At 42.0% G+C, this 25,327-nt stretch carries 39 protein-coding genes and 3 pseudogenes; 12 read left to right on the top strand and 30 right to left on the bottom strand.

Annotated features, from left to right (window positions below; translation table 11 throughout):
• Positions 1-64: 64 nt before the first annotated feature.
• From MSG93_RS01510 to MSG93_RS01375, 29 genes and pseudogenes are all read right to left on the bottom strand, one after another.
• A complete protein-coding gene (locus MSG93_RS01510) occupies positions 65-760 on the bottom strand; it encodes a hypothetical protein (RefSeq protein WP_324619332.1) in 696 nt (231 codons plus the stop codon).
• A gap of 88 nt (positions 761-848) precedes the next feature.
• Positions 849-3,302, bottom strand: a complete 2,454-nt coding sequence (locus tag MSG93_RS01505) for a transglycosylase SLT domain-containing protein (protein ID WP_324619330.1) — start codon at positions 3,300-3,302, stop codon at positions 849-851.
• Between the two features lie 7 nt (positions 3,303-3,309).
• On the bottom strand, positions 3,310-5,355 hold the full coding sequence (locus MSG93_RS01500) for a hypothetical protein (RefSeq protein ID WP_324619328.1): 2,046 nt from the start codon (positions 5,353-5,355) through the stop codon (positions 3,310-3,312).
• Positions 5,355-5,750 carry a hypothetical protein gene (locus MSG93_RS01495; protein WP_324619326.1) on the bottom strand — a complete coding sequence of 132 codons (396 nt, stop codon included), beginning with the start codon at positions 5,748-5,750 and terminating at the stop codon, positions 5,355-5,357. Before MSG93_RS01495 ends, MSG93_RS01500 begins: the two co-directional genes overlap by 1 nt.
• Before the next feature lie 2 nt (positions 5,751-5,752).
• Entirely contained in the window at positions 5,753-6,205 is a 453-nt protein-coding gene (locus tag MSG93_RS01490) for a GNAT family N-acetyltransferase (RefSeq protein ID WP_324619324.1), read from the bottom strand.
• A gap of 2 nt (positions 6,206-6,207) precedes the next feature.
• The gene (locus MSG93_RS01485) at positions 6,208-8,286 is read right to left on the bottom strand and encodes a carbohydrate-binding protein (RefSeq protein ID WP_324619322.1); all 2,079 of its coding nucleotides are present in this window, start codon (positions 8,284-8,286) and stop codon (positions 6,208-6,210) included.
• The gene (locus tag MSG93_RS01480) at positions 8,283-8,846 is read right to left on the bottom strand and encodes a hypothetical protein (RefSeq protein ID WP_324619320.1); all 564 of its coding nucleotides are present in this window, start codon (positions 8,844-8,846) and stop codon (positions 8,283-8,285) included. Before MSG93_RS01480 ends, MSG93_RS01485 begins: the two co-directional genes overlap by 4 nt.
• A 60-nt stretch (positions 8,847-8,906) precedes the next feature.
• Positions 8,907-9,077 (bottom strand): annotated as a pseudogene (locus tag MSG93_RS19275) (crAss001_48 related protein); the annotation flags it as partial.
• A 27-nt stretch (positions 9,078-9,104) separates the two neighbouring features.
• A pseudogene (locus MSG93_RS01475) lies at positions 9,105-9,272 on the bottom strand (DUF2829 domain-containing protein); the annotation flags it as partial.
• Positions 9,273-9,401: 129 nt separating this feature from the next.
• A complete protein-coding gene (locus tag MSG93_RS01470) occupies positions 9,402-10,301 on the bottom strand; it encodes a phage capsid protein (RefSeq protein ID WP_324619318.1) in 900 nt (299 codons plus the stop codon).
• 11 nt (positions 10,302-10,312) lie between these two features.
• Entirely contained in the window at positions 10,313-10,936 is a 624-nt protein-coding gene (locus MSG93_RS01465; protein ID WP_324619316.1) for a hypothetical protein, read from the bottom strand.
• Entirely contained in the window at positions 10,929-11,402 is a 474-nt protein-coding gene (locus tag MSG93_RS01460; protein WP_324619314.1) for a hypothetical protein, read from the bottom strand. Before MSG93_RS01460 ends, MSG93_RS01465 begins: the two co-directional genes overlap by 8 nt.
• Positions 11,399-13,042 carry a portal protein gene (locus MSG93_RS01455; protein WP_324619312.1) on the bottom strand — a complete coding sequence of 548 codons (1,644 nt, stop codon included), beginning with the start codon at positions 13,040-13,042 and terminating at the stop codon, positions 11,399-11,401. The genes MSG93_RS01460 and MSG93_RS01455 overlap by 4 nt, the downstream gene beginning before the upstream one ends.
• 1 nt (position 13,043) lies before the next feature.
• Complete coding sequence (locus tag MSG93_RS01450) at positions 13,044-13,238, bottom strand: hypothetical protein (protein ID WP_420714290.1); 195 nt, start codon at positions 13,236-13,238, stop codon at positions 13,044-13,046.
• Positions 13,239-13,273: 35 nt separating this feature from the next.
• A complete protein-coding gene (locus MSG93_RS01445; protein ID WP_324619308.1) occupies positions 13,274-13,585 on the bottom strand; it encodes a hypothetical protein in 312 nt (103 codons plus the stop codon).
• A 66-nt stretch (positions 13,586-13,651) separates the two neighbouring features.
• Positions 13,652-14,065 (bottom strand): hypothetical protein, encoded by a 414-nt coding sequence (locus MSG93_RS01440; RefSeq protein WP_324619306.1) that lies wholly within the window; start codon positions 14,063-14,065, stop codon positions 13,652-13,654.
• Complete coding sequence (locus MSG93_RS01435; protein ID WP_324619304.1) at positions 14,062-14,298, bottom strand: hypothetical protein; 237 nt, start codon at positions 14,296-14,298, stop codon at positions 14,062-14,064. Before MSG93_RS01435 ends, MSG93_RS01440 begins: the two co-directional genes overlap by 4 nt.
• Positions 14,299-14,402: 104 nt before the next feature.
• On the bottom strand, positions 14,403-14,606 hold the full coding sequence (locus MSG93_RS01430) for a hypothetical protein (RefSeq protein WP_324619302.1): 204 nt from the start codon (positions 14,604-14,606) through the stop codon (positions 14,403-14,405).
• A 322-nt stretch (positions 14,607-14,928) separates the two neighbouring features.
• Positions 14,929-15,150 (bottom strand): annotated as a pseudogene (locus MSG93_RS01425) (hypothetical protein); the annotation flags it as partial.
• The gene (locus MSG93_RS01420) at positions 15,150-15,353 is read right to left on the bottom strand and encodes a hypothetical protein (protein WP_324619300.1); all 204 of its coding nucleotides are present in this window, start codon (positions 15,351-15,353) and stop codon (positions 15,150-15,152) included. The pseudogene MSG93_RS01425 and the gene MSG93_RS01420, both read right to left, overlap by 1 nt.
• Entirely contained in the window at positions 15,346-15,675 is a 330-nt protein-coding gene (locus MSG93_RS01415; protein ID WP_324619298.1) for a hypothetical protein, read from the bottom strand. The genes MSG93_RS01420 and MSG93_RS01415 overlap by 8 nt, the downstream gene beginning before the upstream one ends.
• Complete coding sequence (locus tag MSG93_RS01410; RefSeq protein WP_324619296.1) at positions 15,672-15,866, bottom strand: hypothetical protein; 195 nt, start codon at positions 15,864-15,866, stop codon at positions 15,672-15,674. The genes MSG93_RS01415 and MSG93_RS01410 overlap by 4 nt, the downstream gene beginning before the upstream one ends.
• Positions 15,867-16,038: 172 nt before the next feature.
• Positions 16,039-16,299: a FaeA/PapI family transcriptional regulator gene (locus MSG93_RS01405; protein WP_324619293.1), complete on the bottom strand. Its 261-nt coding sequence runs from the start codon at positions 16,297-16,299 to the stop codon at positions 16,039-16,041.
• 1 nt (position 16,300) lies between these two features.
• Complete coding sequence (locus MSG93_RS01400; RefSeq protein ID WP_324620643.1) at positions 16,301-16,702, bottom strand: hypothetical protein; 402 nt, start codon at positions 16,700-16,702, stop codon at positions 16,301-16,303.
• A 15-nt stretch (positions 16,703-16,717) separates the two neighbouring features.
• Positions 16,718-17,215, bottom strand: coding sequence for a RusA family crossover junction endodeoxyribonuclease (locus tag MSG93_RS01395; protein ID WP_324619291.1), 498 nt, complete (start codon positions 17,213-17,215; stop codon positions 16,718-16,720).
• A gap of 55 nt (positions 17,216-17,270) precedes the next feature.
• Complete coding sequence (locus tag MSG93_RS01390; RefSeq protein WP_324619289.1) at positions 17,271-18,110, bottom strand: hypothetical protein; 840 nt, start codon at positions 18,108-18,110, stop codon at positions 17,271-17,273.
• On the bottom strand, positions 18,103-19,008 hold the full coding sequence (locus tag MSG93_RS01385) for a hypothetical protein (protein WP_324619287.1): 906 nt from the start codon (positions 19,006-19,008) through the stop codon (positions 18,103-18,105). Before MSG93_RS01385 ends, MSG93_RS01390 begins: the two co-directional genes overlap by 8 nt.
• A gap of 125 nt (positions 19,009-19,133) precedes the next feature.
• The gene (locus MSG93_RS01380) at positions 19,134-19,400 is read right to left on the bottom strand and encodes a hypothetical protein (protein ID WP_324619285.1); all 267 of its coding nucleotides are present in this window, start codon (positions 19,398-19,400) and stop codon (positions 19,134-19,136) included.
• Between the two features lie 10 nt (positions 19,401-19,410).
• Positions 19,411-19,641 carry a hypothetical protein gene (locus tag MSG93_RS01375; RefSeq protein WP_309350403.1) on the bottom strand — a complete coding sequence of 77 codons (231 nt, stop codon included), beginning with the start codon at positions 19,639-19,641 and terminating at the stop codon, positions 19,411-19,413.
• 134 nt (positions 19,642-19,775) lie between these two features.
• Between MSG93_RS01375 and MSG93_RS01370 the strand changes: the two genes are divergently transcribed.
• Together MSG93_RS01370 and MSG93_RS01365 are read left to right on the top strand one after the other, a co-directional pair.
• Positions 19,776-20,468 (top strand): LexA family transcriptional regulator, encoded by a 693-nt coding sequence (locus tag MSG93_RS01370; protein WP_324620642.1) that lies wholly within the window; start codon positions 19,776-19,778, stop codon positions 20,466-20,468.
• Positions 20,469-20,519: 51 nt separating this feature from the next.
• A complete protein-coding gene (locus MSG93_RS01365; protein WP_324619281.1) occupies positions 20,520-20,789 on the top strand; it encodes a hypothetical protein in 270 nt (89 codons plus the stop codon).
• Here MSG93_RS01365 and MSG93_RS01360 read toward each other — a convergent pair.
• Positions 20,767-20,961, bottom strand: coding sequence for a hypothetical protein (locus MSG93_RS01360; RefSeq protein ID WP_324619279.1), 195 nt, complete (start codon positions 20,959-20,961; stop codon positions 20,767-20,769). The genes MSG93_RS01365 and MSG93_RS01360 overlap by 23 nt on opposite strands.
• A gap of 205 nt (positions 20,962-21,166) precedes the next feature.
• Between MSG93_RS01360 and MSG93_RS01355 the strand changes: the two genes are divergently transcribed.
• From MSG93_RS01355 to MSG93_RS01310, 10 genes are all read left to right on the top strand, one after another.
• Positions 21,167-21,451 (top strand): hypothetical protein, encoded by a 285-nt coding sequence (locus MSG93_RS01355; protein ID WP_324619277.1) that lies wholly within the window; start codon positions 21,167-21,169, stop codon positions 21,449-21,451.
• The gene (locus MSG93_RS01350) at positions 21,444-21,629 is read left to right on the top strand and encodes a hypothetical protein (protein ID WP_324619275.1); all 186 of its coding nucleotides are present in this window, start codon (positions 21,444-21,446) and stop codon (positions 21,627-21,629) included. The genes MSG93_RS01355 and MSG93_RS01350 overlap by 8 nt, the downstream gene beginning before the upstream one ends.
• A 1-nt stretch (position 21,630) precedes the next feature.
• Positions 21,631-22,398: a hypothetical protein gene (locus MSG93_RS01345; RefSeq protein WP_324619273.1), complete on the top strand. Its 768-nt coding sequence runs from the start codon at positions 21,631-21,633 to the stop codon at positions 22,396-22,398.
• A gap of 145 nt (positions 22,399-22,543) precedes the next feature.
• Entirely contained in the window at positions 22,544-22,726 is a 183-nt protein-coding gene (locus tag MSG93_RS01340; protein WP_324619271.1) for a hypothetical protein, read from the top strand.
• 9 nt (positions 22,727-22,735) lie between these two features.
• Positions 22,736-23,674 (top strand): hypothetical protein, encoded by a 939-nt coding sequence (locus tag MSG93_RS01335; protein WP_324619269.1) that lies wholly within the window; start codon positions 22,736-22,738, stop codon positions 23,672-23,674.
• Positions 23,671-24,330, top strand: coding sequence for a hypothetical protein (locus MSG93_RS01330; protein ID WP_324619267.1), 660 nt, complete (start codon positions 23,671-23,673; stop codon positions 24,328-24,330). Before MSG93_RS01335 ends, MSG93_RS01330 begins: the two co-directional genes overlap by 4 nt.
• Complete coding sequence (locus MSG93_RS01325; protein WP_324619265.1) at positions 24,327-24,581, top strand: hypothetical protein; 255 nt, start codon at positions 24,327-24,329, stop codon at positions 24,579-24,581. Before MSG93_RS01330 ends, MSG93_RS01325 begins: the two co-directional genes overlap by 4 nt.
• On the top strand, positions 24,578-24,859 hold the full coding sequence (locus MSG93_RS01320; protein ID WP_324620654.1) for a hypothetical protein: 282 nt from the start codon (positions 24,578-24,580) through the stop codon (positions 24,857-24,859). The genes MSG93_RS01325 and MSG93_RS01320 overlap by 4 nt, the downstream gene beginning before the upstream one ends.
• Positions 24,852-25,118, top strand: coding sequence for a hypothetical protein (locus tag MSG93_RS01315; RefSeq protein WP_324619263.1), 267 nt, complete (start codon positions 24,852-24,854; stop codon positions 25,116-25,118). Before MSG93_RS01320 ends, MSG93_RS01315 begins: the two co-directional genes overlap by 8 nt.
• On the top strand, positions 25,119-25,325 hold the full coding sequence (locus MSG93_RS01310) for a hypothetical protein (protein WP_324619261.1): 207 nt from the start codon (positions 25,119-25,121) through the stop codon (positions 25,323-25,325). It abuts the gene before it with no gap.
• Positions 25,326-25,327 lie beyond the last annotated feature (2 nt).

Below are 25,327 nucleotides of genomic sequence, written 5' to 3'. Positions count from 1 at the left end.
AAAATGCCCAGATAATTTTCTATATCTGAGCATTAATGGAGACTTGGTTTGTTGGGTATGATTTCTAAGGTAATGGATACAATTTTATAAGTTCTGTTGTAAACTCAGCGTAAGTGTATTCGCTTCTAATTGATCTTAAATAAATTAGCTTTATTGTCATCAAGCTCTCATAAAGTTCATCCCTTGTTAGTGAATTGCTATTGGTGGCCAATTTCCCAGAGATATCTATTAGTTCTTTACTTTTTACTCGCAGATCATTTATCTCATTATTCATGTTATTTACATTAAGATTTATCCAGTCAAGAATATTTTGTGGTATTACGAAAATTGACATTCTGCCTGCACTTACTGAGATTCCTCTTTTTAAAACTAGCTCTGTTTTCTGAATAGTTAAAATAGCTTTTGCGCACATATCAATGCACTCAAATTTAAGCTCCTCAGTTCTAATATCTAAAACTAAATTTCTATGTCCAATTATTTCTTGGGTTTGAAGATTTGAAGTCTCAAACTGTTTTGCTGCAAATCCTGTCTGTTTTGCAGCTTCTTTCACTTGCTCAGCAAAATGTTTAGTTTGTTTTTCTGACTCTGCGGACTGCTCTTCAGCCATGTTAATCTGTTTAAGAACCTTCTTATATCCAAGATAAGCAAGCCAAAATGCGACAAGTGCAATTATAATTTGGATCTGCCCTGAATTTGTTCCCATCCAATCCCAAAAACTTTTCATTCCCCCACCTATTAAAATAAAGGCATCTCCTGGCATGCTACATATACACATTTTTCTTACTCAAATACTATTAAATTTATGTTTTGTTTAATAATAGTATTCGAGCAATTAGAATTCAAACCCTTTATCCAAACTGCAAAGCACAACTAGCCAGTGCTTTGACAGCTGCAATATCTTCTTTTGCTATTTCTTCTTGAGCCCGAAGATCATCCAACAGATCTCGTGCAGATGCGGTTACAAACTCTTCATTACCGTCATGATCTAGTCTTGTGTAGGATATTTGCATATCAGGATTTGACTCCATAATCTCTAATGCCTCTCGACCATCTGCTGTGCTAGAGAAGGCACCATACTCTTCATTGCTATTTTTGGTTAAGTCTGGCGCACCTTCTTCACGGTTTGATTTTGGTTGCCAAAACTCACGGTCCAGTGCTTGAGCTGCATTATTCTGACTTTTGCTAAGCGCATCATTCCCTTTGGATGAGTTAAATAAATCCTGACCATTCTTTATTGCTTTTACAGGAGATATTGTTCCATCGCTATTAATCTGCCGCTCAAATGTTGTGTTGAGATTTTTGCTATACAGCTGCTGCAATGTCGATCCATTAGATTGCGCCATACTCCGCTTTAAATAGCTTTCAGATCGTGTGCCTTGCCAATTATCAATATTGGCTGATGGCGCATCTGATGCAACAATAAGCCCATCAATTTGATCATCAACATTGCTCTGGTTATTAAAGGTTTCTTGTCTTGAAGTTCCTACTGTAGATTGCTGAGGATCAGATGTGGTTTGCACCTGCTCTATACTTTGCTCTAATTGTGCTAATCGCGTCTCCATTGACACGCCTTTGCCAGACAATGTTATTTGCGGCTCTACATAAGGGACGCGATTAGTATTTCCATCATAAGGCTGATAGTGTGCTGTGTCTCTTAGATAGTCGAGATCTTCCTTTGTGAGTGGAGCCTCTAAGTCCTTGAAATTATTTTCTAGATCATTTTTAAGGTCAATATCATCAACAAGACTGTCACGCATAATATTAGGCAGAGCCAATACTTCTGCATCACCCTGAGATCTATACTCAACAGGTTTGGAATCTACTGATTCAAATTCAGGAAACTCAGAGTTTGAACTCCGAATAATAGGTGTTGCGCTGGAACTATCTAAGCTTTTGCTAATTCGGTCAATGTAGCCAATCGTCTCAGCATGAACCGCCTTTCCTGTGTTTTGAACAGACCGCCCATTTTTATAACCACCATTGTAGTGAGCTGCTATTACTCTTGGGTCCTTGGTTTTATATTCTTTTGAAATGTCTCTAATCAAATAATACGCAGCCTCTGTCATATCACTCGGATTATTAATATCCCAATTTTTCCCATATTTCTTTTTTAGTCCATTGAAAGTGCTCGGAATAAATTGCATAACCGATTTGGCACCCTTTGGCGATACTTGGTTGTTATTAGACTTTTCACCACTTTTCCGAATGGCTTTGATTAAAGGGGTTGCCCATTGCATCTCCATTTCAATGCCTTTGTTATCAGCAATGGTATCAAGTCGTGGGTCATTATATTTAATGGAGCTAAATTCTGATGGACCAATACTCACAGGCTGAATTGTTTTTGCTTGTGCCTGTGCTGTCATTCGTTTTGGTGAAGCTACAATAGATTTAGGTCTTCCAGTAACTGGACTTCTTAGTGAGATAATCTCATTATTTAATGCCTGCTCTGTTGATGCATCTAGTGCATCAAAGTGCGAATTTGCATCTTTAGCAGTTTCAGGCTCAAAAATATTAGATTTTTCTGCATGCTCTATATTAGCTTGAATGTGTGCTGCATCAGTAGCCGCATCTGTTTGTTCAATTTGCTTTGCCTGTTCCGGCCGTAGTTTCCCCTTATTCGCCCACAAGTTTAATAAAAGTGCCATACCTCCATTGGCTGCAATAGTGCTTGGACTAGTGACATTTTCCTTTAACCCCTCTCCATATTGAGCTACCTTTTTAATGCCACTATCCTTAAGATAATCTCCTTCAACATAATCCCCAACCATGCCACCGCCAATAGCAAGTCCTGTAGTTGAAACAGCATCTGCCACAACATTTTTTGCAACACCATGAACAGGGATTGCGAAAGTTGCAGCATCAGTTACTCCGCGAATTGCAGCACCTCTTGCAGCTGTACTTTCATCAGCACCCATGTTGATCAAATCAGCCTTTTCAGCTTCATATGATTGGAAGCCAAATAATCCAGCTTGTGCCCCAATTCCAGCCAACCCTCCTGATCCAATTGAGGTAAGAGCGTTCCAGCCAACCTTTGTAAAATCACGAGTTAGCCCATAAGTAAATTCTCCAGCTGCACCAAGATCATCAGGCTTAAAAATTGATAGGTTTTGAGCTCGTAAAGCGGATGCTTTTTTATTTCCTCGCACCAAAGCATCGGGTGATGTTGCAACCTCAACAGTCCCCATAGCCACTCCAGACACCACACCCAACCCCAAATCAGCAATTGTTCCTCTCTGGGATTTTGGTTTGTATCTTGGGTCGTCTTGATTTAGGCTTAATTCATCATCTGTTAAAATATCCATAACTACCTCAATGCAAAACTAGTGCTAAACGGTCTTGTTTCTTTGGATCTTTGTTACTGCTTTTATCTAAAATATACCCAGAACCATTTTTAAAATAATAGCGGTAGGGGTTTTTAGGGTCTTGCTCTAATGGCAAATCAAGGAAAAAGTCCTTATCTGACCCTCCATAAACTTTAGAGTTTTGAGAGTTAAAGCGCTCAAGTTGCTCACTAAAGGATTTTTCTCCAACTGTATGAGGCCGCAGAACAACATTACCCCCACCCCATCCTCCAGTTGAGAATTTTCCACCTGTAACCTCTAAAATTGATTTTTTAAATAAATCAGGATCAATATTTTTAGCATCTAATTTCCCAGATTTGTCTGTTAACTTTTCTGACTTTTGCGCAAGGTATGCATAATTTGCTTTCACTGAATCAAAATATATTTTGTATTCAGGCGTGCCTGGGGATGTGATTCCTTTCAAGTACTCTGTAACCTGATACTCCAGCCCACTATCATTCAGCTTAACTAAGTTCTTGTCTAATAAGTCCTGCCCCGAAACAACTTGATTAGCTATAGTGGAAAGATTCCTTGAATTAAGAGATATGGCCCAACGTATTGAGTTTTTATCACCAAAAACTGAATTAATCATATCCCTTGCAGCATTTGCATTACCTGCACTAGCCTTGAATAGACTTGTTCCAAGCTCAAGTTTTTGTGCTGAGTTTGCATTCTGCAAGTATTGCTTCATTTCAGAAATTTGCTGTTGAGCAAGCGGATTGGACGAACCTGTTGCACCACGTTCCTGCCTAGCAGTACTAATCGTTATGACATTCTTTTTTAAAGCTTCAATAGCTGACTGATCTCCTTGAGCTAACAATGTTGTAGGCACCACTTGGATCTCTCGCCCTGTAGCAATTGCATAAGCCATTGGGGCATTATTTTTTTCATACCCAAGCATCTTATTGTGAGTTTCTTGAAGCAGTCTCAATCTAATCTCTGCTGCCTTAGGGTCAGCTTGAGGATTATTTTGCAATTGGGTTTGCTGTTTCGTGAGATAGGTTAGCCGTGCATCTGGCGGCATTGTTGCAAAGGTCCGCGCCTCAACCTCATTGTTACTATAGTTTTTATATTGCTTGATAAGCTCTTGATCGCCAGAATTAATAATTGAATTCCTCCATTGGGATTTAAGCTCATCTGTTGCTGGGATGCCACTAACAATTGATTCCTGATAGCTGGATAATGAATTTTTACCAAGACTAACAAGCTCCTTACGTTCAGTCTCTGCCGCTTTGTTGTTTTGAGTGATTCTTGATAATGATTTTTTCGCCCATTCAATTGCTTGCTCCTGCGTTAAGTTTGGGAAAACTTTGAGCACTTCTTCAGGCGTGGTCATTTTTGATAATTGGTCATTATTATCCATGATGCCCGTAAACCAAGAATTAGCCTCATTGGTTGATGAATTGTTTTTATACTTATTGACTGCTGCTTCAACTGTGCCAATAGGCAAGTTCTTTGCAATCCCAAACTCACGAATTGACTTTTCACCATCTTCGAGGCTTGTGCTAGATTTAAGTAGATTTTCAGATACTTGATTTAACTGCGTGCTTGCCTGAGAACGTGCCGCCTGTTCTGCAATAGGCATATATTTTGAAGCACTTTGATAGGATGTTTTTTCAATATACTGGTCAAAATCAGCTTTTCTTGTGTTTGGCACTTCAGGCATGTATTGCTGCTTAATTTTATCAAGAGCATTTTGTCTCTCAAGTACAGCTGCATCTACATCTAGCGCACCACTCTGCATTCTTGCAGTAATATCAGAATCGATTAAATCTATATCTGCTGAGAATTTAGATGACTGCTGTACATAATTTGCAGTATCTATTTTCTTCTGCTGTTCATTCAAAATCAGCTGCGTTTTGTTTGCCTGAACTGCAGCTTCATCCTCTTTGGCTTGCTTGCCCTGCAATGCTCCACCAATAGATTGCCCTAGTTCAGCTAGACCAGTATTTGGTGTAAAGGTTTGCATTTGTGCTTGAGGATCAACTCGACCACGTGAAGTTGGAATACGCATTATTTCCACCCATATGCTTTAGCTGCTGAATCGATGACATTGCTTGCTGCTTTAAACCCATAGTTATTACGTTGCATTTTACCTTGACGCAAAACATCTGCTGCTGAATAGCCTGCTTGGCTTTGATTCACATAAGCGTTATAGGCAGCATCACCTAGAATCTCATCTTCAATAAGTGCAGGAGATCCAATATTAATATCCACACCATTCTCGGCAGCAATAGCACGTGCTGTTGATGCATCTTTGCGACCTTGTTCTTGAATCTTTTTAGATTGAACTTTTGCTACAGATTTGATTGTTTTTGCATTGCCTTTTGCGGTTGCATCAGCCATCAAGGAATTAGAAATATTTCCAACTGCTTCAAAACCTGATGCGATTGCGCCACCATTACACATAGTTAAGCCTCCATCTCTAAAACATAGCCGCGAAGTTCAAAGCCAATACTTTCATAAAGCTTTACAACCTTATCTGCTTGAATGCCTGACATGGTGCCAAGCTGGATACGATCAGCATTGTGTAATTTTGACCAGCCAATGAATGCATCAATTAGCGTTTTGGCGCTGTCTGAGCGACGATATTCAGGAAGCACATAAACACCTTGCTCAAATGCTAACTTATGCCCTGTGCGCCAATCTGTGTCGATTACGCCGATAATTGTGCCGATTGGATTCTTGTATTCATCCACAGCAATAAAAATTGAACCAAGTTTTCGGATCAAATGGGTGAAAAGCTCTGATGCTCTATGTTCATCAAAGCCTTGTTTGGAAAAAATTGGGGATTCTTCTGTGAGACGCTTGCCGAATTCAACAAGCGTTTCTACGTCCTGCAATGTTGCTGCCCGTACTTGCATCTCTATTTCTCATTAATTGATACAAACATAGAGATACTTTGCACGTGAAAAGGTAGCGGTTTGTTGTGTGTAATCTTCGTCTGCAATTCATGCAGTGATTGCCAGCCTACGAAGTTATCTGTGACATAACCTGTGTATGGGGCATTGATGAATGCGGATTGGTTGTAGTACTTGGTCGACAGTTCCTGTCCATTGATAAACCCACCTACCGATCCATTCAAGAAAATTGCCATCTCATGCACTTGGATTTTATGGAACATTGCAGTTGCTGGTACCTGGCTAAAATCAGGTGGCAACAAATCAACTTCTGATATAAATGGCTGACCCAACTGAACAGTTTGGCTTAATTCTTTATCTGAAAGTTCAATGCTGTCCCCAGAAATTGTATAGCCGGAATAAAAATAGCCGTCATTATTTCTGAAACTTATGATAGGGCTAGTCAGGACTTGAATCGGCAAATTAGCTACTGACCCAACCCCATATACAACTGGAATATCGAATTCACAATCACTTAATGCTGATTCATTCATTTCTTCCAGAACTGTATTGTTATTGCGTCGAGTCAACATGAAGCATTGATCTTCGCCCAAACCAGTCGGCAATGCACAAATTGACATTACCTGGCAACCAAAATCATGCTGGGCCCAAGCATTCATTTCCTGGTCACGGTTCAATGTGATGCTCGATACCTGTCCGTCACCCATTACAATCCAAACAATTGAACTCGGCGTTTGCTGATACGTCAGTTCTCGGATGCCGCTATGGTTCTCAGGAATATGTGGCGCAATCTGTGATAGTTCTGGCGACACAAGGCCATCCACTTCATAACGATATGACATTGCTCTTAATCGCTCACCACCGCGCTGAACAAACAAAAGCTCGTTACCAACACGACACGGTTTGACGTTTGCCTGCACTCCATATGACGTATGCTCATCAATTTGAGCGGAACTTGGTGTCAAAGGGCCTTGTGAATTAATAAGGAACTCTGCCCCGCCTGTTAATGCGACAACGCCACCACGTTGCGATAAGTGCAAAATGTTATCTGACTGAGCTGAACTCGATGCAATGCTGAATGCATCTGCATCTTCCGTGGTCTCCAGAAAGTTGCCATCATCCCCAATCCGGCTAAACCACATCTGGTTAGGACTGGTTTTAGTATTGGCAAAAACTAATCGCTGTTTGAAAAAGCAGACCGCTTTTGGATAGCCTGACGATGCGCTAAAAGCCACGCTTCTTAATACCCATGATTTAGCAATCGCCTGAATATTTGAGTTTAGCTTTACCAGGACTTCACCATTCACTCGTGATGGATCAACATATTCAGTGATTTTAACTTGTCCACCATTAATCTGGACAATCGAGCCGACATCACTTGGCTTGAATACATTCGCTTCTTCATTTGAAACTGCTTCCCACTCCGGCGTTGTTAAAGTTGGCGCAATTCCCTTGTTATCAATGGTTGCACGCCATGTTGCCCCGGCATGAATAACCCGGTCACCAGTCAAATAGGTCTCTTTGTCTGACCAGTTTGGAAAGGATGCCGCTGTCAAAGCGATTACTTGCCCTACTTCGGTACCTGAAGGAGATAACGCCACGTTCGGCGTGCTGCCCAGTTCATCGTTTGGATAGACTCCAAAGGTAAATGGTGAGAATTGCCAGCTGGTAAAGTCCGCAGAACAGAGTAATCGGTGTACCGGTGTATCGCCCTGCACAAAGTACATGCGGTATTTGGTGTGCGCATACTGCAGCTCACGTACTTTCTCAGTCGTATTATATGGAGTGACTGTTTCATACACCACAGAATAAGTTCTTGGGTTATAAACCTTGATGAAGGACAGCCCTACAATCAGCAAATAAGTGTTTTCAGAGTTGGCAATGAAAGGAATTAACCGTACAGCATTGGCAAAAATGTCTATGAATTTTGTTCCCGGTCTTTTCTTTGCCCCGCCTTCCACTAATGGCAACATATTTAATAGTTTTTTAGATCCATTGGCATATTGCTGAATATCAGTGCGCGTCCAAAGTAATGGGCTCAACTCACCTGAACTTAAGTTGTTCTTAAGAATCCACTGTTTCATAGGTAGCGCTCCCACAAATAAGACGATTCAGCAAACTGAATATCTTGGCTTGGGCGTTCCTGTGCATTAATTGCCTTGGCTTGGCGCATCAGTTGCTGAAATTGGGCTTCTGCCGTCTGTCCTGCTGCATCGCTACCTGTGATTGGTTTACAGAGCTTAGAAGCCATTTTAAGCGTCATTGCTTCTATCAGAAGTGAATCCCATGTTTGCTCGGTATTGTTGTTAAAAACGTATTCCAGATTGATTTGTTCAACGTTTGCCAAAATATGTCGGTTCTCAACCTCATAACATTCGGTATTGGCAGCAATGATAAGCACGTAATCACTCGGCAATGGGAATGCATGACCATAGCCAAAACTTGGATACGTGCTCACAGGTGATAGGATTTGACGCTTTTTAGCACATGACCATGGATGCATCCGCAATAATGCCAAGCGCGTTGTGTCATAGATATTTCGGCATGTTTGGGCAAGTTTTGATTCTTCCTCAAAACTTACAATTTGATTTGCACCAATCATGCTCAATGCGTTATTGCAGATTGTGACCTTTGAAACAGACATAAGAAAACCCCGAAGCTTTTTTGATAGTTTCTTCGGGGTTAGCTGGTTGTTTGTTGGGTGTTAGAAGGTTGTTATCCGTTTCATCAGAACATCATTATAAGCGTCCATGTGCTTATGCTGCTCCAAGAGAAGCCCCCATTGTTGATCATCAAGAAAAGATGGTTTGCCCTTATCAATAAAGGTTTCTAGTTTGTCCAACTTTTCTGACAGCTCTCGATGTTCTAGACGAACTCGGTCTTGAGGGGTTTGACTCTGATGATATGACTGTTCAAAAACATCACGAGGAGACCATGAAATATAGCCCGCATGGCGTTCATCATTTGGTTTCCCACCGTCCACATACTCAACTAGATACCCTTGTTCACTTGGATCTTCATTTTCTGGAATTTTCCAACCGCGATACTCGTTATATTCACCGCGTGTCATTGTGGCTGCTAAAACAGACTTGGTGCCAATGTATGCACATAAACTGGAAACTAGTAATTTTTTCATCTTTTCCTACCTTATTTGTAATAAAAAGCACCCCACCGCCTGCTCAACGGTGAGGCGAAAGGGTTAAACCACGTAGTCGATTGCTACTACCTTTTTCTCATTGGCACGGCCGGCAGCAAAAGAATGCACACCACCAACTTGGCTGATGTTCTTTTTGTCTGGACGTTTTGAGATGTCAAAGCCAGTAATATCTGCATCACCAAAGTGTGCCGCCGAACCTGCATACATCACCGTACGACGTTCTGTAGCACCACCAGCACCGTTGTTTAGTTTCTCGTATGGAATCCAGTTCACACCAAGCCATTTACCAGCCACAGCACCTTCTTGAAGCATTTTCACTGCCATGAAATCAGCACTTGTAAGCGTGGTATCGCCCAAAATGTCTTCAAGCATTGAAGCTGTATACAAGATATTGAGCGTTTCACCATTATGCTCATCACATTCGTTCAAGCGGAATAATGATTTTGCTTTGATGATTTGCTGTTTTAGGGTTCCAAAGCCTGAAAGAATGATTTGCTCGGCTGGCAAGTTCACAGTTGAAACCGATTTAACACCTGCATCATTGACAGTAGTTCGAGAGATGCCACCAACAAGCGCCTGATAAATGATGTCATCAATTTTACGGTTACGGGCACTGATCAGATTCTTCATGTATTTGTCAGTTGGAATAGCCTTCAACTTAGGTAAATCGCGTGATTCAATTGGAATAAACAAGTCGTAATCACTCATCAATGCTGTGCGCACACCAGCATCCGGGATTGTCCAAGTAGTGTCTCCAAAACGAGTGCCAGAAGCAGCCATCTCGACTTGCCCCATATCATTAATAGTGAAGGACTCACCAGTAATCTTTCCACGATTCACAACTGTTTTAAGCAATCGTGACTCGTTTTGCATTGAGGCAACTTCGTATGCATCGTGATACTGGATTACAAACGCTGCCGTGATTTTGTTTTCATTCGCCATAGGTTAGCCCCTTATTGATTGAATTTCGCATAATGTTTTTCAACTTGGGCATAAACACGCTTGTGGTCAGGATGACTTGAATCCATGTATGCCTCTGATGCAATTAATTCTGAAACGTTTGACACACCGCTTTGTTGTGTGTTTTGAGGCGGCATATCCTCTTGTAGGGCCTTGCCATAGTAGGCTGCCAAGCGGATGCCGAAGGTTGGTGAATCAACATCTTTTGGATCTAATCCGGCCGCCTGTACTGCTTGATGAGCAAAGCGAAGGTTAGCGTCGTAATCCCCGCCCCAATCTGTTTGAAGCTGCTCTAATTGCACTGCTGTGTGCTGCTCATAGGCTTGCAGTACAACGCCTAACTGTTCATTCGAAATACCAGCAGCATGCGCGTTTTCTAAAAATGCTTTATTGCCTTCATCCGCTTTGAATGAATCGAAATCGAAGCCTTCAAGATCAACCTTGTAGGCATCTGCTGATTCAGGTAAATCAGGCTGTTTTGCAGGTTCTTGAGGCTGACCATCTTTATTTGGCTCTGCTGGTGTATCAACTGGCTGAGCCGGAACATCAGCTTTAGGTTGATCGGCTGGTACAGGTGTGCCTTCTTCAACAGGTAAATCTGGATTTAAATCAGTCATCGTTTGATTCCTCTACAAAAGCTGGATCATTTGCTTTATTGATTTGATTGATAATGTGGTTGACAACGTGCTGTTGCCCTAACTTGTAATTCGTTTCTCGGTCTGTACTTGAGAAGGCTGGACGGCAATAACGTTGAGTTAAGTCTTCTAAGATGCGCTGCCCGTTGATATCCAGATCGAATACAACCCGATAGGTTTCTGGCGTTGCTGGACGTAGCTGACGCTGACGAACAAAACTCCCCTTCTCTTCTGCCTCACCTTCCTTTTGGCGCAAGGCTTCTTCAAACAGTTCGACCTGGTTGTTCAGCTGATTAATTTCTTCTTCTGCTTTTGATAGTTTGGCCGCAGTTTCCTGGTGAATGCGGTTTTCATCCCAGTACATGTCATGCCATTTTTCATACTTAGACTTAAATAAAGCAGTTGAAATAAGAAAAACTACAGCCAATAAAAACCCTAAATAAATCACTGCATCACCTCACTTGTTAATTGAGACTCAAGCCCTTTGCCCACGGCATTTGCCAATGGTTGAGCCAAGTTCTGTGCTTGTTCTTGTTCGACTGCTTGTTGTTGTGCTTGCTGACGCTGCTGGCGGATTGCATCAATCTGTTCTTGTGTACGGAGAATCGCTGTTGGCACTCCTAAGCCCATACCAGTAACTTGAGCTACGGCATCCATATCAACGTTGTCGAGAATTGATGGATCGATGTTTGCTACTTCTGCAAGGCTAGCAATGAAACGCTCGATTGAAGTAACTTCTTCAAGCTGTTGAGAACGTGCCAGAGCAGAAATAAACTTGAATGAAAGATTACGGCCCTGCATTTCTTCAGGCGCTTCACCAATGACACCAGCCCGGTAAGCCAAGCCAAAGGTTCGTTCTAGCAAAGGCGTGAGTAATTCAGCCTGCCATCGGCCATACAAAGGCCCTAATTGCTGACGAATCAGATCAACTCGGACATGTACCTCGGTAGCTGTCATTGCTGGGCCATCTTGTGGCTGTAGCTGATCGGCCATCATCTTTTTACGGATGCCGCTTTGAAGCAGTGTTAATAACTCAACACCAACCTGATAGCCTTTGCCATCATCAATACGCTGCATTGAATCAACACTATTAGCCGTGATGATCTTGCCGCCACCAAGACGCACCGTACGCGGATTTAAAACTCCATCATCTTCTGCAATCCACATGCCGAGTGTTGAAATCTCAGCACTTCGCAATGTGTCACGCATCAATTTGTTTGATGTTTTGGCATCTGGTAATGCAATAGCTACTTGTCCAATGCCGTAAACTGAACAAGGCAACTTACGGAAGCGCGGCACAACGAACGGGAATTCGTCATATCCTGATTCTTTCAAGATATGTTTTTCTTCAACTTCAATATGATATGAAGCAAAAGGTTTGTTTTTGGCTAGGGTAAGTCGATCATCAGTCGGACGTACATTACGAGGCTGGCAAACAGTTAAAACCTTGATCTTGCAATCAGGCTTATCCTTGTAAGTGTTGCGCACCTTCTCGCTGACTTTATCCTCGCCATACTCTGTGACCAGTGCGGCCGCAGTCATATCGAATTCACGATACAGCGTGTCAATCTTTTGATCCTGACGTGTCGAAGCTAAATAACATTGACCAATGTCATAGGTCTGGAATACATAACCACCACCAGCCTTACGATCAATATCTGCATACATCACGCCCCAACCGGCAACTACACAATCCAGTACGAGATCAAAGATTTCACTGTCATAGTTCGCGCCATGAATATTGCGCCAGATGAATTGACACACAACATCAAGCCACTTTTCACCATCAGTAAGATCTGCTGGGTCATCGACACCATCAGGCACCGCTTTAAACCAAAGGGCGTTAGCCGGAGTGGTGCCAGAAATAATGCTCGACACAAGTAATTGCGTGGCTTCTGCAAGAGTTGAATCAAGTAGCTCAGCACGTTGGGTTTTACGAGTATCAGTTACATCATCCCCGGCGAAAGATTGTTGACGTTCAGGTGCTGCATACTTATACGCATCAGTCCATTGCGGCTCATAACGTACACGTTCAGCTTTTAACTCGCTCAGTCGTTTACATAGCTTTGCTACTTGCTCCTTCTCCATATCAGCCCCCTAAAGTGGTTTTCTTTTGGGTATCAGTTGCTGACGTGAGAACTGTTGAAGCACTACGCTGACGACGTTTAGCGATTGCAGCATTCTCGGTTTCCTGAGCAGCATTCTTAGCTGCCTGATCAGCCGCTTCTGCATCAAAACCCTGTGCCGCCTGCTTTGTTTTGGTCAAGCCAAGAGCGTCAGTCACAGAAGAAAAGACCTTACCTAATCCGCCTCCGCACATTAGTCAGCCTCCTTCGTAGTCCATCCATCTTTTGTTAAGACAGGAACACGCTTCTTAGGCTGAGTTGGTGCGCCACCATTTGCGCTTGCTGCGACCGGAGTAGACTTCTTTAGCTCTGCAAGTTGTGCTTTTGCTAAAGCCAATTCTTCTCGAAGCAATTCTTCTTCTGTTGGCTCTGCATCTTTGATATTCGGCTGATCATCACCAGTAATATGCTCCAAAGCCTCATCCGCTTTCTGGGCAGTGGCTTGTTCTTCTTGCGCAGTTTCTTCAACTTGAGTTGCACCAGGTGTTTTAATTTGACGTGCCATAAAAAAGCCCCATTCGTTGTGAATAGGGCTAGTGTTGAATCTATCGAGTTAGGGTTTGTTGGGTGATTACCAGAGCTTGTCTACTTTGTGCTGCTCACAATTATATCTGTAGGCCACAAGGGTATGATATGGGATTGTTATATATTCATGCGCCACTGTTTTTGGCGGATCAATCATAGAATTACTAGATATATCCAACTTAAGTAGCTTTACGTCATCTGTTGTACCTACATGTTCTGCTGATATCCGGCGCATTTGATCATGTGAAGATGCCAGCACATCGAAGTCATCAATATTATCGAACATATAATCACAGCCAAATACCTTGGCACCACTGGTTGCCGCTGCTAATTGAACTTCTGGCAATCGCATCAACCCCTCAAATACAGTGGGGTGCATGAAAAGCAAATCTGGTTCACCTCCCCAATTCTTTCTATACTCTTCTTTTGCATCCATAACGGTTTTAATTAAATCAGTCATTTTGTTTTCTCAAATAGTATTTTTAATTGTGGAATGATCTCAGGGTTTTGGCATGGGGGCCATGTATTATCTGAATCAGCATGGAATGCCAGATGACCAGTTTTATCCAATCGATAATAAATAATCTTATGATCAAGGTCCCCATCCGTACGATGCCAGTAAAGGTTCGCATCTTCTGGCGCATTAGCCCTGATCTCTTCAATGGTAATTCTTCCAAACTTTTCAAAAGACACTTTAGCTTTCCTTCTTCATCTCATCACAATAGATACACAAATACGCCTTATAAATCCAGCAGTATTCGTACTGGTGATTGCAAGCCTCTTTGAATGTATTCATATCAATCTAGCCCCGTATAAAGTCTGATTCTAGCCTTCGTATAATTGCCAAAATTAAAGTCAATTCGAATATCCGCTACTGAGAATCCAGTTTCTACTTCAAACTTCGCACATTCACACATTATGAATTGCTCAATAGTTTCTTTTAGTTCAGCCTTTTTACTTGCTAAGGCATTAACCCCAGCTTTGATATCTTTAGAGTCCATTGCTACCACCCTTGAGCGCTTGCTCTAACCTTGCAAATGCTCTTAACACGCCACCTTTGATAAATTCAGGGTCATCTATTGCATCTTCATCAACCCAACGTGTAGCACCATTGATCTCTTGAAGTGCCGCATCCACCCGCTTTTGCAGCACATCCACTCTTGATTCCAGCAATAGATTTTCATTCGTTAGTAGAGAGTTCATGTCACGTTCAGATTCGAGTGAATCAGGTGATGATTCTGCATGTAGCTTTTGTGCTAACTGCAACTCCAAGCAGCTACCTGCTTTCGCATTTTCGATAGCTTTGAGTGACAATTTCTTTTGCTTCTCGATTGTGCTTTTAAGCTCATCCACCTCGGTCTGGCGGTGTTGCCAAGCATTTGCATAAACCTCCCACTTCTCGTTAAAAGTTTCCAAATTTGCTGCATCAAACCTTCTTGAGCCATTGGCTACATATCTACCAAACTCACCAAGATTTTCATCGAAATCAACGTCTGTGCGATACAACCCAATCCAGTATCTATTTTTCTCAAATTCACTTCTCATCACTTCACCTGCTCAATTCTGTGGCCCGCTGCGATTTCTTCTGGGGTGGCTAATCTAATTTCATCAAAACCTAACCACATACCCCATGTTTGGTGTCTAACTTTCCGAACAATAGTTACCAATCCATCTTCAATTTTTTGAATTGAGTAAATGTGCGGTGACTTATTATCAAGCCTAATTATCTTCTGACCGACCTTAAACATGCTCACCTCCCAACGTTTCGGTATTTCCGAATAGTTGCTCGTAGTCTGCGATGGCTTGTTCTAATTGGCTGATTGAACATTGAAAGGGTTTATCATTCCAAACAACAGATACGGAATTACTCCACCCTTTGTATGATTTCTTGAGTATTCTTTCTGCTCTCTTAAATCCACCAAACTTCCCAATCAGATCCACGCTCTCAACGAGGCGCTTGAGGTCTTCTACAAACAACTGCTCTAGACCACAGTAATGTTTTTCGTAAGCCGGCAAGCATTCTTTAGCTCGCTTAACACCGTGCTTCTGAATGAATTGGATCGCGTTCATGATTTATCCTCTATTTTTCTTATGTCTTTGTGAGCAACAGGAAAGCAACCTAAGTCACCCATTTGATCAACCAAGTGCACTTCATCGTCGAATACACGCTTCACATAAAACGGAGTGCTTAAATCCCAGAATGGGTTTTCTTTGATCTTCCCTATGTATTCAACTTGATCACCGATATTGATCGCGTTCATTGGCTTTGCCCCTCAACATACTCGTGCTCTACCAATTCACCCCCGCAGTAGCAGCAAAATTTGAAGTTGTGTTCTGATGGCTTTGATACCTCATTGAAAACAAACCTCTCACCACAGCTAGTCCACCAATCAGCGTTCGCATCTTCTTTCCAAGTACAAATAGGATTTTTATTCATCGCCCTTCTCCGTCACGGGTGGTCACGTTAAACAACTGCTTTGCAAACTCAGTTGCTCGATACTCACGAATTGAAATGCGCTCGATATAGCCCAACTGCGCCAATTCATTTAGATAATTTCTGATTGTCTGCAAGCTTGCTGAAACAACCGCCAAAGCAATATCGCTTGTCTTAAAACGCTTGTTATTCGTTGCGTAAACTAATATTTGGAATCTGTTTTCGAATGAAACTATATCTAATGGTCTGCCACTTTTCATTTTAAGCACCTAATTCTTCATCTAATTGAGCTGCCACACTGTCAAGTAGAACTAAAAAATCTAACTGACCAATATGGTACTGATAGGTCTGCCATTCACCTTTTCTTGGGTAACGATCAAGACCCGTCTGTTCCTGCCACAGTTGAATAAAAGCTTCGCCATGTTCGTAGAATGGACTCGAACCAACCGCCCAGCTTGAAACCGTTGAAGGGCTTACGTCTAACACGCAAGAGATCTTTTCATGCGACCAACCTAAGTTGCGCATATCCAAGATCATCCGCACAAAATCAGGTGCTTTATAACCCCTTCTTTGAACTAGAAATTTCTTCGCTTTCTTCTTCGCGTCAACAAAACGCGCGCACGCGCGAGGAGAGTTCGTAGAAGCTAGTAAATCAACCGTCATATCCATAAAAAATCCTCACATGGTGCAGACTTTCAACTTGATTAGACCGCCCTTGATTATGTTGCCACGCTTAACAATCAGCTCATCGAACTGCTCATCGTCAACACATAATCCGCACTTCACCAAACTGTCGATTGTTGCTTTCAGGTAGTTATCGATATCTCTGCAACGTCGATCAGGAAAGTGAAAAGTCACTTCAAGTTTTAGTCGTTCTATAGTTTTGTGTGCTGGTACAAGTTGTCTCACAACCCGGTGAAACGCCTTTGCTCTATCGCTTAAAAATCTTCTTTTGCCTGCTGCAACCCAGTAGTGATTTACAGACGGTGGAACGGTTGCAATTTCACAGTGAAGAATTACATTTTCTTCCTTGCACAGAATGCGGCTAAAATCGCTCAGATTCGCTGATTCAACCTCTTCCGCTACCACTGCATCACTTTTGCTTTTACCTTGCTCTAAACCCTGTTTTTTTGCGTTTAAACGCATGTTCTGATACTGCTCTTCGGTCATTCTCATGAAATCACCTCCAATTCTTCTACCCAATCTACGGTTTGTTGATCATCTGGATGTTTCATGCCGCCCCCTTCAGAGCCATAGGCACAGGTTTGTTTTCAGCTTTCAGGTTTTTTAAATATTCATCCTGGTTATCGAAAGGATCTGGCCAATACTCAGAATCTTCTTTGAGTTCCCAAGGTTGAACCTCTTTGATCTCATCAGACATTTTGTTCACTGGTGCTTTCAGCTTTAGTTTTTCGCGCAAATCAGCAATGGCCTTTTGAGCAGTTGATTTGTATTGCTCAGCTTCTGCCTGTTGCTCTGCTTTGGTTTGCTTATGCTCAAGCTGTAATTGAGTTTCTCGGCCAGTTAAAAACCCTGCCACTTCGGCTTGTTTGATTGCTGTGATACGCTGATCAGGATCAACACCTAAACTCACGCTGTAGACTGGTTTTAATCCCTGATCCTTCGCTTCTGTTACTAACCGTTCATAGATCGAAACAAAGGTCTTTTTAGCCTCAGCCAATTGGAACTTGTCACCAGTTGCAACCAAGTCAGCACACTTCTCAAATGCCTTAGCGGCTTGCTCAGTCCAGATCACAGTCAATTCACGACCAGTACCAAACTCAATTGAATCCTTCGCTATTGCCCACGCCTCATGCGCATCCAGCCATGCATCTGCTTTCGGCTCACACCACTCTTTGAACTCAGAAACAGTTGGTGCAAAGATCGCTTTTTTGAGTTTTTCAAGACCACGGTTAAAATCTTCTTGGGTTAAACCCTGATAGTCTTCAACCATTGCAGTAGCTAATTCGCGTGGTGAAACTCCTGCCCACTGGTCAGAGAATTTTTTTCCAAGTCTGACTCGCATTTTGTTAATCAGAGTCATAGCATCTTCGTAGGTGAACTCACGCATGACCCACCTCACTTACCAGTAATTGCTTTTTTGGAGTTACATCCCATTCGGTTTGCCCGAAAGCTTCATTTTCTGCTTGTCTCCAACGGTCATGTTCATTCGCTGTTTGTTGAGCAGAGGATTGATAGCTGCCAGTGAAGCTCTGTTGCAGATGTTGGTCTTTCAAGTACCAATCCGCTTTAAATCCTTGATAGCCCTTCTTAGCTGTCCATTGAACTGCTGTAGCCAAAGTGATGTTTGCTTTGCTTGCTTGCTCAATCAGGTTCTCAAGAACTGAATCTGTAAGCTCAGATCCTTTGCGTGCAACCATCCAGTCATGTGCGTATTTCTCATCACAACCAAGTTCAACAAGTCGATTGATGCCAGCTTGTTTTTTAGTAATGCGTTTTACCTTAGGTTCTGGCTTAACATTAGGTGCATTCTCTGAATCACCTATAGATGGATAAACAGAGGGATATTGAGGGATATGATGGATAGTGTGAACCTCGCTCACTGGTTTTTGCGCAAAGTTCACTGGTTTTGGAGAGAGGTTCACTGGTGGTTGTGAACCTAGTTCACTGGTGAGACTGTCACACTGGTGAACCTCGCTCACTGGTTTTGATTGTTTTTTAGGCGAATATTTAACAGTTGGATTAAAGTTTTGAGCATTAATTGAGTAGTGATTTTGTCTGCCTGCGCCACCTGTTACAGATAAAATTCCGCAATCTTTTAGGTAAGAAACACATTCAGCTATTGTTTTATTGCTCAAGCCAGTTTCTTTAATCAAGCGTGAAGTAGGTGCATACCAGCCAGTTTGTCCGTTGTCATCAGCAATATCAGCTATCACCCAAAGTAAGTGCTTAGGCGTGCTGTGAATTGGCAGTTCACGGATTTCATTTACAATCTTATTACTCATCATGTCCCTCACCCTGTGCACTCCTCGGGTGCTTCACCTGTCTGGAATGATGTGTTAGAATTTCTATGTTCATTCGATTCGACTCCTATGAATACGACCGCTGCCAGCTGTAACTGGAAAGCGGTTTTTTATTGCCCTTGATTCCCAGTAATCCCTTCCGATCCCTCAGCAAAAATTACTTCTGTTGAAAGATCCCGCATCAAAGCGCCTAATCCCAAGCGCTCAAATGATTTTGCTTGTAAATTAAGTACATGCCACTCACCCGCTATTTCCTTCTCAAGAAGGTAAGCAAGATATTGAGCAAGGTCTTTACCTTTAATTTCAGCCAGAACTTTTGCTCGTTCATGGTTTTCAGGAGATAAACGCACATGCGTCGATTTTTTTTCAAGGCTCATAAATTTGTCCTTATGCCGCTAAGTGTTTTGGATTTGCTTTATCTAGTAACCATGCTTGAGTTACTTTCCCATTGCTGTGCTCAGCAAAAATCTGGGCGTAATTTGTTTCACCCGTGTAGTCTGTTCTTGGTAAAACACCCTTCTCTGCCATTTTCCGCACTGCTACATAGGAAATCCCTAGCAAGGCTGCTGCTGAGGTTCGCCCACCAACAGCATCAATGGCTTGTTGAATAGGATTCATATCTTAAACCTTATTTAAACCTTATTTATATTTTTTATTAAACCATGAGTTAAAATTAATTTCAACCTATGGTTGCTTCACAAATACTTTTTTTTAAACGAAAATTTAACCACAGGTTACATGTGATGATTGCTATGAGTACAATGGTGGAAAGAATTCAGGCTGCGCTAAAAGCTAAAAAGATTTCTTGGTCTAAAGCTGCGACTTCGATTGGTCTTTCTGCACAAGCTCCATCAAAATGGAAAAAGGGACAGATCAGTAAAGAGAATCTGGAAAAGTTAGCAGGTCTGCTCGGGGTGGATGTGGGCTGGCTTTTAACTGGAAATGGTGATAGCGAACAAGTACCTAATAAAACAGAAGATTCACAAGATAATGTTAAAGATGAAGTTACTCATTCTGAAAAGAAACTAAAACGGATTCCTCTCTTAGATTTTGTGCAAGCTGGTTTATTTCATGATGTAGGTTATGACGGTATAAATTCTATTGGGGATAGTTGGACTACATATGAAAGCCATAAACCAGAATGTGTTTTTGGTTTAAAGATTGAGGGCTTGAGCATGGCCCCTGAATTTATGCCTGGAGATGAACTGATTGTTGATGCTTCTTTGGTTCCTAGACCTGGTTCCCTAGTAATTGCTCAAGAGATACAACATGGTATCGCCCGTACAACTTTTAAGAAATACAGAGTAATTGGTGTTAATGAGTATGGTGTGGATGTAATTGAATTGGTGCCACTTAACCCTGATTTCCCAACATATAATTCTACGCAGATCGATATTTCTATTATTGGTGTTGTAGTACGTCATAACAGGGAATTTAAATATTAATAAAACTGTGAACCCGACACAGTCTTAACAACAGATCGGGTGGAGAAATTAATGACCGTTTATTCAGTAACATATGACTTAATAAAATCGAAAGACTATACGAAAATGATTGATGGAATAAAGAAGGTTTCTGTGGACAACTGGGCTCGTCCTACAAAATCCCAATGGATTATCACATCTACCAAAACGGCAGAACAAGTCAAAGATTTTCTTAAAGATTATATGGATTCGGATGATATCTTATTTGTTATCGAGGTGAATGGTGATCGATGGGCCGCATCTAACATTCCCAATGATGTTACAAATTGGATGAACTCTTAAGGCCATTTCCATGGCTAATATTGACGCCATTCTGGAATTCTTCTTGCGCCTTTAAGACATTATTGAGGTTTGTTTGATTATCATCTACTTTTACATTATCTAATAAAGTATATGTGCTCCCCATAATCTGAACTTTGGTGCCTTTTGGTAATATTGCAATATTTTCACTCATAATAAACTCCATACAACCCACCCTGCGTGGGTTTTCTTTTGTCTATTAAAACATATTTAAACCGAGGTATAAATTATTTTCACCTATGGTTTAAATTATACTTGCAATAATTTTATACCTTTGGTTTAATATATTCATTCCTTACATAAAAAAGCACACCGACGGTCAAAATCAAGTGTGCTTTTACTCAAAGAGCGAGATAAGTATGAACATAAAAACGAACGTAGTCAACGAAGAGCATAAAGCCTTCATTGGTCAGTGTATTAAACGTCAGAACACTAAGAAGTTCACAACGATTAAAACTGTGGCTATCCAATCAATCGCACTGCTTGCCGTCCTTGTGATGTGTATTTCCTTCATTGGTTTGGTTCTTCACATTGCAGCTTATTACCAGTCAAAACAAGAACTAGAAACCCAAGCCCTAATCCAACAATTAGAAAAAGGTGAAGTCGTAGAAATGACGGCTCGTGTTGGTGGGCAGCATGAGTGATGCACTAGCAGCAATTGAGCGCTTCGAGAAGTGGTTCAAAGAAAGTGGCAAAGGCGTTTGCAAGAATCCGAATTATGGACCAGTACCAACAAAATCAAATATTCGAATTAAACAAACTTTACCGTCTTGGTACATCGAAAATCCGATCTACCCTGCTGGTCGATATCAAGGTGATTGAGATGGATAACTACAAAATCAAAGTGAATGATGAGGCTGAGAGTAAAGAGGCTCAGGAGTTGTTTGAGCTGTTGGGTTTTAAATGGGCTGGTGATCATCCAGAAAATGGTTGGTACTCGCACCTATATGCTGAAAACTCAACTTGCTGTTATTTGGCTCCTTATGTTTGGGGCGGCTTGGGGGATAGATTTAAAGAACTCACCCTCCCTCAGCTTCGAGACCTTGTTGTTTTGCATCGGAATGATATCCACGACGCAAATTGGGTAACCGAAGGCGACGATCAGATTTATCAAGACTCGAACGGAAAATCATTCATTTTCCGTGAACAAGGTTGGGATGAGTTGCAGCGTCATGAGATGCGTCAAGCAATGTGGAAAAAGGTTAAGCCTAAACCACAACCTACTGAACCAGAACAATGCCTGATTAGTGGGGCTGATGCTTTAAGAGCTTTGGCGGATGGTCAATTAGTTCAGTGGATGACAGGTGATGCATTTCAGGATGTGACTGATGAGTGGCAAATTCGAGAGTTTAGTCACCCATCTTTTAAGTTCCGCCTCAAACCCCGCACGATAAAGCTTGAGCTAGAGATTCCTGCGCCTTTTGAGCCAAAGACTGGTGAGATATTTTATTACATCAGTGATGAGCATGCATCTGGTTATGCACACTCTACTCTATGGTGTGAGCACAAAGATGATATATGGATTGGAATGTGGCGCACCGAAGAAGAAATCAAGCAAGTTGTTGCAGCGCTGAGGGGGATTAAGGGATGAGTATTCTAGGTGATTGTGATTATTGCGGAGAGTATGACGATCTTAAAGTTGACCCTCCTTCTGGAAGGTGGATTTGCACAGAGTGCCGAGAGTTCTTGTGGGAAGAGGAACTGAATCAAAACAATGATGATGAGGAGCCCCAACAATGAACGCTCAAGCATACATCAAAGAGTTGTCACAGAAAGATTTCAACTCACTTGAACAAGTAGTCGAGTTCGCTTTTCAGTTCAATGTGATCAGCTCTCAAGAATATCGTGAATGGCAAGAGACTATTAGAAATGTCGAAGCCAAAAATACTGAACAACTTTTAAAAGTTTTAGCGGCTTAGGAGAAGATTATGAATGCGCCAGTACAACACGTAGGACAGAATCCTTTTGCAGTATCAACTCCTACAACTCAAGCAATGTCGACTGTTCAAGCAGATAGTCAGCGTGCGATTGCAGAGGTTCAAGCTGCTTTGGTTATTGCCAAACAGTTCCCACGCAATCCGATTGAAGCTTACGACAAGATTATGAATGCTTGCCAGCGTTCTGGCTTGGCCCAATCTGCTGTTTATTCTTATGCCCGTGGTGGAAGCTCAGTAACTGGGCCGTCAATTCGTTTAGCTGAAATGCTTGCTCAAAACTGGGGGAACATTCAGTACGGTATCCGGGAATTGTCTTCGGAAAATGGAGAATCCACAGTTGAGGCGTTTGCTTGGGATGTTGAGACAAATACACGTCAAACGAAGGTTTTTCAGGTTCCTCACATGCGTTACACCCGCAACGGATCTAAAAAGCTTTCTGACCCACGGGACATTTATGAGCTTGTAGCCAACAACGGTGCTCGACGACTTCGTGCATGTATCTTGGGCGTTATTCCAGGTGATGTTATTGATGATGCAGTTGCTCAGTGTGAACGTACGATTCATGCAAGCGCTGATACTTCACCGGAAGCTGTGCAGAAGCTAGTCCAAGCATTTGAGCAGTTCAGTGTAAGCAAGAAGGACATTGAGGATTATATCCAACGTCGTCTAGAAGCTATCACCGCTGCCAACATTGTTTCATTACGCAAGATTTTCACAAGTCTGCGGGATGGCATGAGCACCCCAAAGGATTGGTTTAAAAATGCTGTATCTAAAGAAGTTGGTGAAGTTGAAGTGCAAAAGCCTACTGTTTCAGAGCAGGACTTCCCTTCTCTAATTGAGCAATTAAAGGCTGATGCAATATCTAAGGACTACGTTCTGGAAGGCTATGCATTAACTGATGCTCAAAAAGCCGAGGTGAATGCACTATGAAACTATTCAGATGCTCAAGCCTTCACAAGCTAATGGGCGAGCCAAAAACTAAAGGAGTCATTCTTAGTGACACCGCTAAGACTGAAATTCGCTCAATCGTTAAGGAGGACTTGACCACGTTCAAGTCTTTCAAGGGCAACCAGTACACAGCTAAAGGCAATGCTCTTGAAGATATTGCGATTGATTTATCTGGAAAGGTTCGCTTTCGTCAACTTCAAAAACACAGTGGTCGGGTCAGCAACGACTTGATCACCGGCGAATGTGATGTGCTGGATTTAAACAATAGCTTAATCATCGACACGAAATGTACATGGGATATTGGCACTCACCCATTCTTTCAGGATGAGGCTCAAGAGAAGGCTAAAAAGTCGGGTTATGACTGGCAGATGCAAGGTTATATGTGGCTTTACGATTGCCAAGCCGCTGAGGTCGATTTTTGGCTATTCCCTTGCCCGGTTGAGCTTACAAATGATTGGGATGATCGAGAACAATTGATTGATCTTGTCGAGCAGATTGATTTGCGCGAACGCCTTACAACTGTTCGTTATGAACGTGATGAATCAATGATCCAGAAGATCAAAGACAAAATTCCACACGCTCAAGAGTACTACTCAAAACTATATCAAGAGCGCATTAAGGCAAAGGTGACGGTATGAATGACTGGCAGATTTTAAGAAGCCGATATGGTAGCACTCGAAGCTATAAGAATCGTAAAGCACTGCCTGTTTCAAAGCTTGAAGATTTTAAAAACTGGCTGGTAGATATTGGCGCTGATGTTTACAGCCAAACAGAACAAAACGAACTTTTAAGATTTAGGCATAAAGGCATTTTGGGCATCTGGTACGAATCAGGATCAGGCAACTTATTAATGCATGACTTGGCAGCAGAATTTGAGGTGGCGGCATGAATATTGAAAATCTTGAAAATGAAATTCAGTCATGGATTGCAGTTAAATCATTTGCAGTTGAGGATGCACATCCACAGCTACCAATTATTGATGCTAATGAACTTGCTGAAATGCTTAGCAGTGTTTTTAAAAAGCTTGAAGGCTGCGTGGTGGTGCCTGTTGAGCCGACTGAAGCGATGTATCAGGCATATGAAAAGCATTCAGTTGCGCCAATGTCGACACTAAGCAAAACTGGATACAAAGCAATGGTAGAAGCAGCAAGGGGCGGAAATGAGTAAACGCGAAGTAACAGAATTCGACCTGCGCTGCCCTGAGTTCCAGATTAGAGATTTGAAGCCAGAGCATTTCGAATTTAGACAAGACGGCAAGATTGTTCGAAAAGATCGATGGGAACGTGGGATTTATAAAATACATGGTCACTTATGCGGTTTATTTGAATTCAGTTCCAGAAAAGACTTTGAGATCGATGACATTGTTAAGGCCATTGAACAGTTAACAGATGCTGCGAAAGAAGCAAAAGCGGATGCGGAGGGGTGAATGGCTAAATATATTACTTCTGACCAAGTATGTGACATGTTCTGTATTACCAAGGTCACACTTTGGCGCTGGGAAGTTAAGACACAATGGGGAATCCCTTTTCCTGCCCCTGCATTCCCATCTGTTGGTGGTGCGCCAAAACGCTATCTACTATCAGATGTGCATAAATGGGAAAAACAATGTATTGGAAAGAAAGCGGTCGCATGACC

It is taken from the genome of Acinetobacter sp. IK40 (assembly GCF_035615075.1).
Taxonomy (GTDB): Bacteria; Pseudomonadota; Gammaproteobacteria; order Pseudomonadales; family Moraxellaceae; genus Acinetobacter; species Acinetobacter courvalinii.
Note: the sequence above shows the minus strand (reverse complement) of the source record. Positions and strands in the feature narration are given on the sequence as shown.

Coding starts and splice junctions, on each gene's coding strand:
- MSG93_RS01510 (WP_324619332.1), bottom strand. CDS start 760: ATGCCAGGAGATGCCTTTATTTTAATAGGTGGGGGAATGAAAAGTTTT.
- MSG93_RS01325 (WP_324619265.1), top strand. CDS start 24,327: ATGAATGACTGGCAGATTTTAAGAAGCCGATATGGTAGCACTCGAAGC.
- MSG93_RS01345 (WP_324619273.1), top strand. CDS start 21,631: ATGGATAACTACAAAATCAAAGTGAATGATGAGGCTGAGAGTAAAGAG.
- MSG93_RS01445 (WP_324619308.1), bottom strand. CDS start 13,585: ATGGCACGTCAAATTAAAACACCTGGTGCAACTCAAGTTGAAGAAACT.
- MSG93_RS01430 (WP_324619302.1), bottom strand. CDS start 14,606: ATGGACTCTAAAGATATCAAAGCTGGGGTTAATGCCTTAGCAAGTAAA.
- MSG93_RS01370 (WP_324620642.1), top strand. CDS start 19,776: ATGAGTACAATGGTGGAAAGAATTCAGGCTGCGCTAAAAGCTAAAAAG.
- MSG93_RS01365 (WP_324619281.1), top strand. CDS start 20,520: ATGACCGTTTATTCAGTAACATATGACTTAATAAAATCGAAAGACTAT.
- MSG93_RS01470 (WP_324619318.1), bottom strand. CDS start 10,301: ATGGCGAATGAAAACAAAATCACGGCAGCGTTTGTAATCCAGTATCAC.
- MSG93_RS01375 (WP_309350403.1), bottom strand. CDS start 19,641: ATGAATCCTATTCAACAAGCCATTGATGCTGTTGGTGGGCGAACCTCA.
- MSG93_RS01380 (WP_324619285.1), bottom strand. CDS start 19,400: ATGAGCCTTGAAAAAAAATCGACGCATGTGCGTTTATCTCCTGAAAAC.
- MSG93_RS01310 (WP_324619261.1), top strand. CDS start 25,119: ATGGCTAAATATATTACTTCTGACCAAGTATGTGACATGTTCTGTATT.
- MSG93_RS01410 (WP_324619296.1), bottom strand. CDS start 15,866: ATGAACGCGATCAATATCGGTGATCAAGTTGAATACATAGGGAAGATC.
- MSG93_RS01420 (WP_324619300.1), bottom strand. CDS start 15,353: ATGTTTAAGGTCGGTCAGAAGATAATTAGGCTTGATAATAAGTCACCG.
- MSG93_RS01315 (WP_324619263.1), top strand. CDS start 24,852: ATGAGTAAACGCGAAGTAACAGAATTCGACCTGCGCTGCCCTGAGTTC.
- MSG93_RS01500 (WP_324619328.1), bottom strand. CDS start 5,355: ATGCGTATTCCAACTTCACGTGGTCGAGTTGATCCTCAAGCACAAATG.
- MSG93_RS01495 (WP_324619326.1), bottom strand. CDS start 5,750: ATGTGTAATGGTGGCGCAATCGCATCAGGTTTTGAAGCAGTTGGAAAT.
- MSG93_RS01405 (WP_324619293.1), bottom strand. CDS start 16,299: ATGAAAAGTGGCAGACCATTAGATATAGTTTCATTCGAAAACAGATTC.
- MSG93_RS01330 (WP_324619267.1), top strand. CDS start 23,671: ATGAAACTATTCAGATGCTCAAGCCTTCACAAGCTAATGGGCGAGCCA.
- MSG93_RS01355 (WP_324619277.1), top strand. CDS start 21,167: ATGAACATAAAAACGAACGTAGTCAACGAAGAGCATAAAGCCTTCATT.
- MSG93_RS01385 (WP_324619287.1), bottom strand. CDS start 19,008: ATGATGAGTAATAAGATTGTAAATGAAATCCGTGAACTGCCAATTCAC.
- MSG93_RS01415 (WP_324619298.1), bottom strand. CDS start 15,675: ATGAACGCGATCCAATTCATTCAGAAGCACGGTGTTAAGCGAGCTAAA.
- MSG93_RS01480 (WP_324619320.1), bottom strand. CDS start 8,846: ATGTCTGTTTCAAAGGTCACAATCTGCAATAACGCATTGAGCATGATT.
- MSG93_RS01490 (WP_324619324.1), bottom strand. CDS start 6,205: ATGCAAGTACGGGCAGCAACATTGCAGGACGTAGAAACGCTTGTTGAA.
- MSG93_RS01390 (WP_324619289.1), bottom strand. CDS start 18,110: ATGCGTGAGTTCACCTACGAAGATGCTATGACTCTGATTAACAAAATG.
- MSG93_RS01335 (WP_324619269.1), top strand. CDS start 22,736: ATGAATGCGCCAGTACAACACGTAGGACAGAATCCTTTTGCAGTATCA.
- MSG93_RS01340 (WP_324619271.1), top strand. CDS start 22,544: ATGAACGCTCAAGCATACATCAAAGAGTTGTCACAGAAAGATTTCAAC.
- MSG93_RS01320 (WP_324620654.1), top strand. CDS start 24,578: ATGAATATTGAAAATCTTGAAAATGAAATTCAGTCATGGATTGCAGTT.
- MSG93_RS01485 (WP_324619322.1), bottom strand. CDS start 8,286: ATGAAACAGTGGATTCTTAAGAACAACTTAAGTTCAGGTGAGTTGAGC.
- MSG93_RS01455 (WP_324619312.1), bottom strand. CDS start 13,042: ATGGAGAAGGAGCAAGTAGCAAAGCTATGTAAACGACTGAGCGAGTTA.
- MSG93_RS01360 (WP_324619279.1), bottom strand. CDS start 20,961: ATGAGTGAAAATATTGCAATATTACCAAAAGGCACCAAAGTTCAGATT.
- MSG93_RS01465 (WP_324619316.1), bottom strand. CDS start 10,936: ATGACTGATTTAAATCCAGATTTACCTGTTGAAGAAGGCACACCTGTA.
- MSG93_RS01400 (WP_324620643.1), bottom strand. CDS start 16,702: ATGACGGTTGATTTACTAGCTTCTACGAACTCTCCTCGCGCGTGCGCG.
- MSG93_RS01395 (WP_324619291.1), bottom strand. CDS start 17,215: ATGAGAATGACCGAAGAGCAGTATCAGAACATGCGTTTAAACGCAAAA.
- MSG93_RS01350 (WP_324619275.1), top strand. CDS start 21,444: ATGAGTGATGCACTAGCAGCAATTGAGCGCTTCGAGAAGTGGTTCAAA.
- MSG93_RS01440 (WP_324619306.1), bottom strand. CDS start 14,065: ATGACTGATTTAATTAAAACCGTTATGGATGCAAAAGAAGAGTATAGA.
- MSG93_RS01505 (WP_324619330.1), bottom strand. CDS start 3,302: ATGGATATTTTAACAGATGATGAATTAAGCCTAAATCAAGACGACCCA.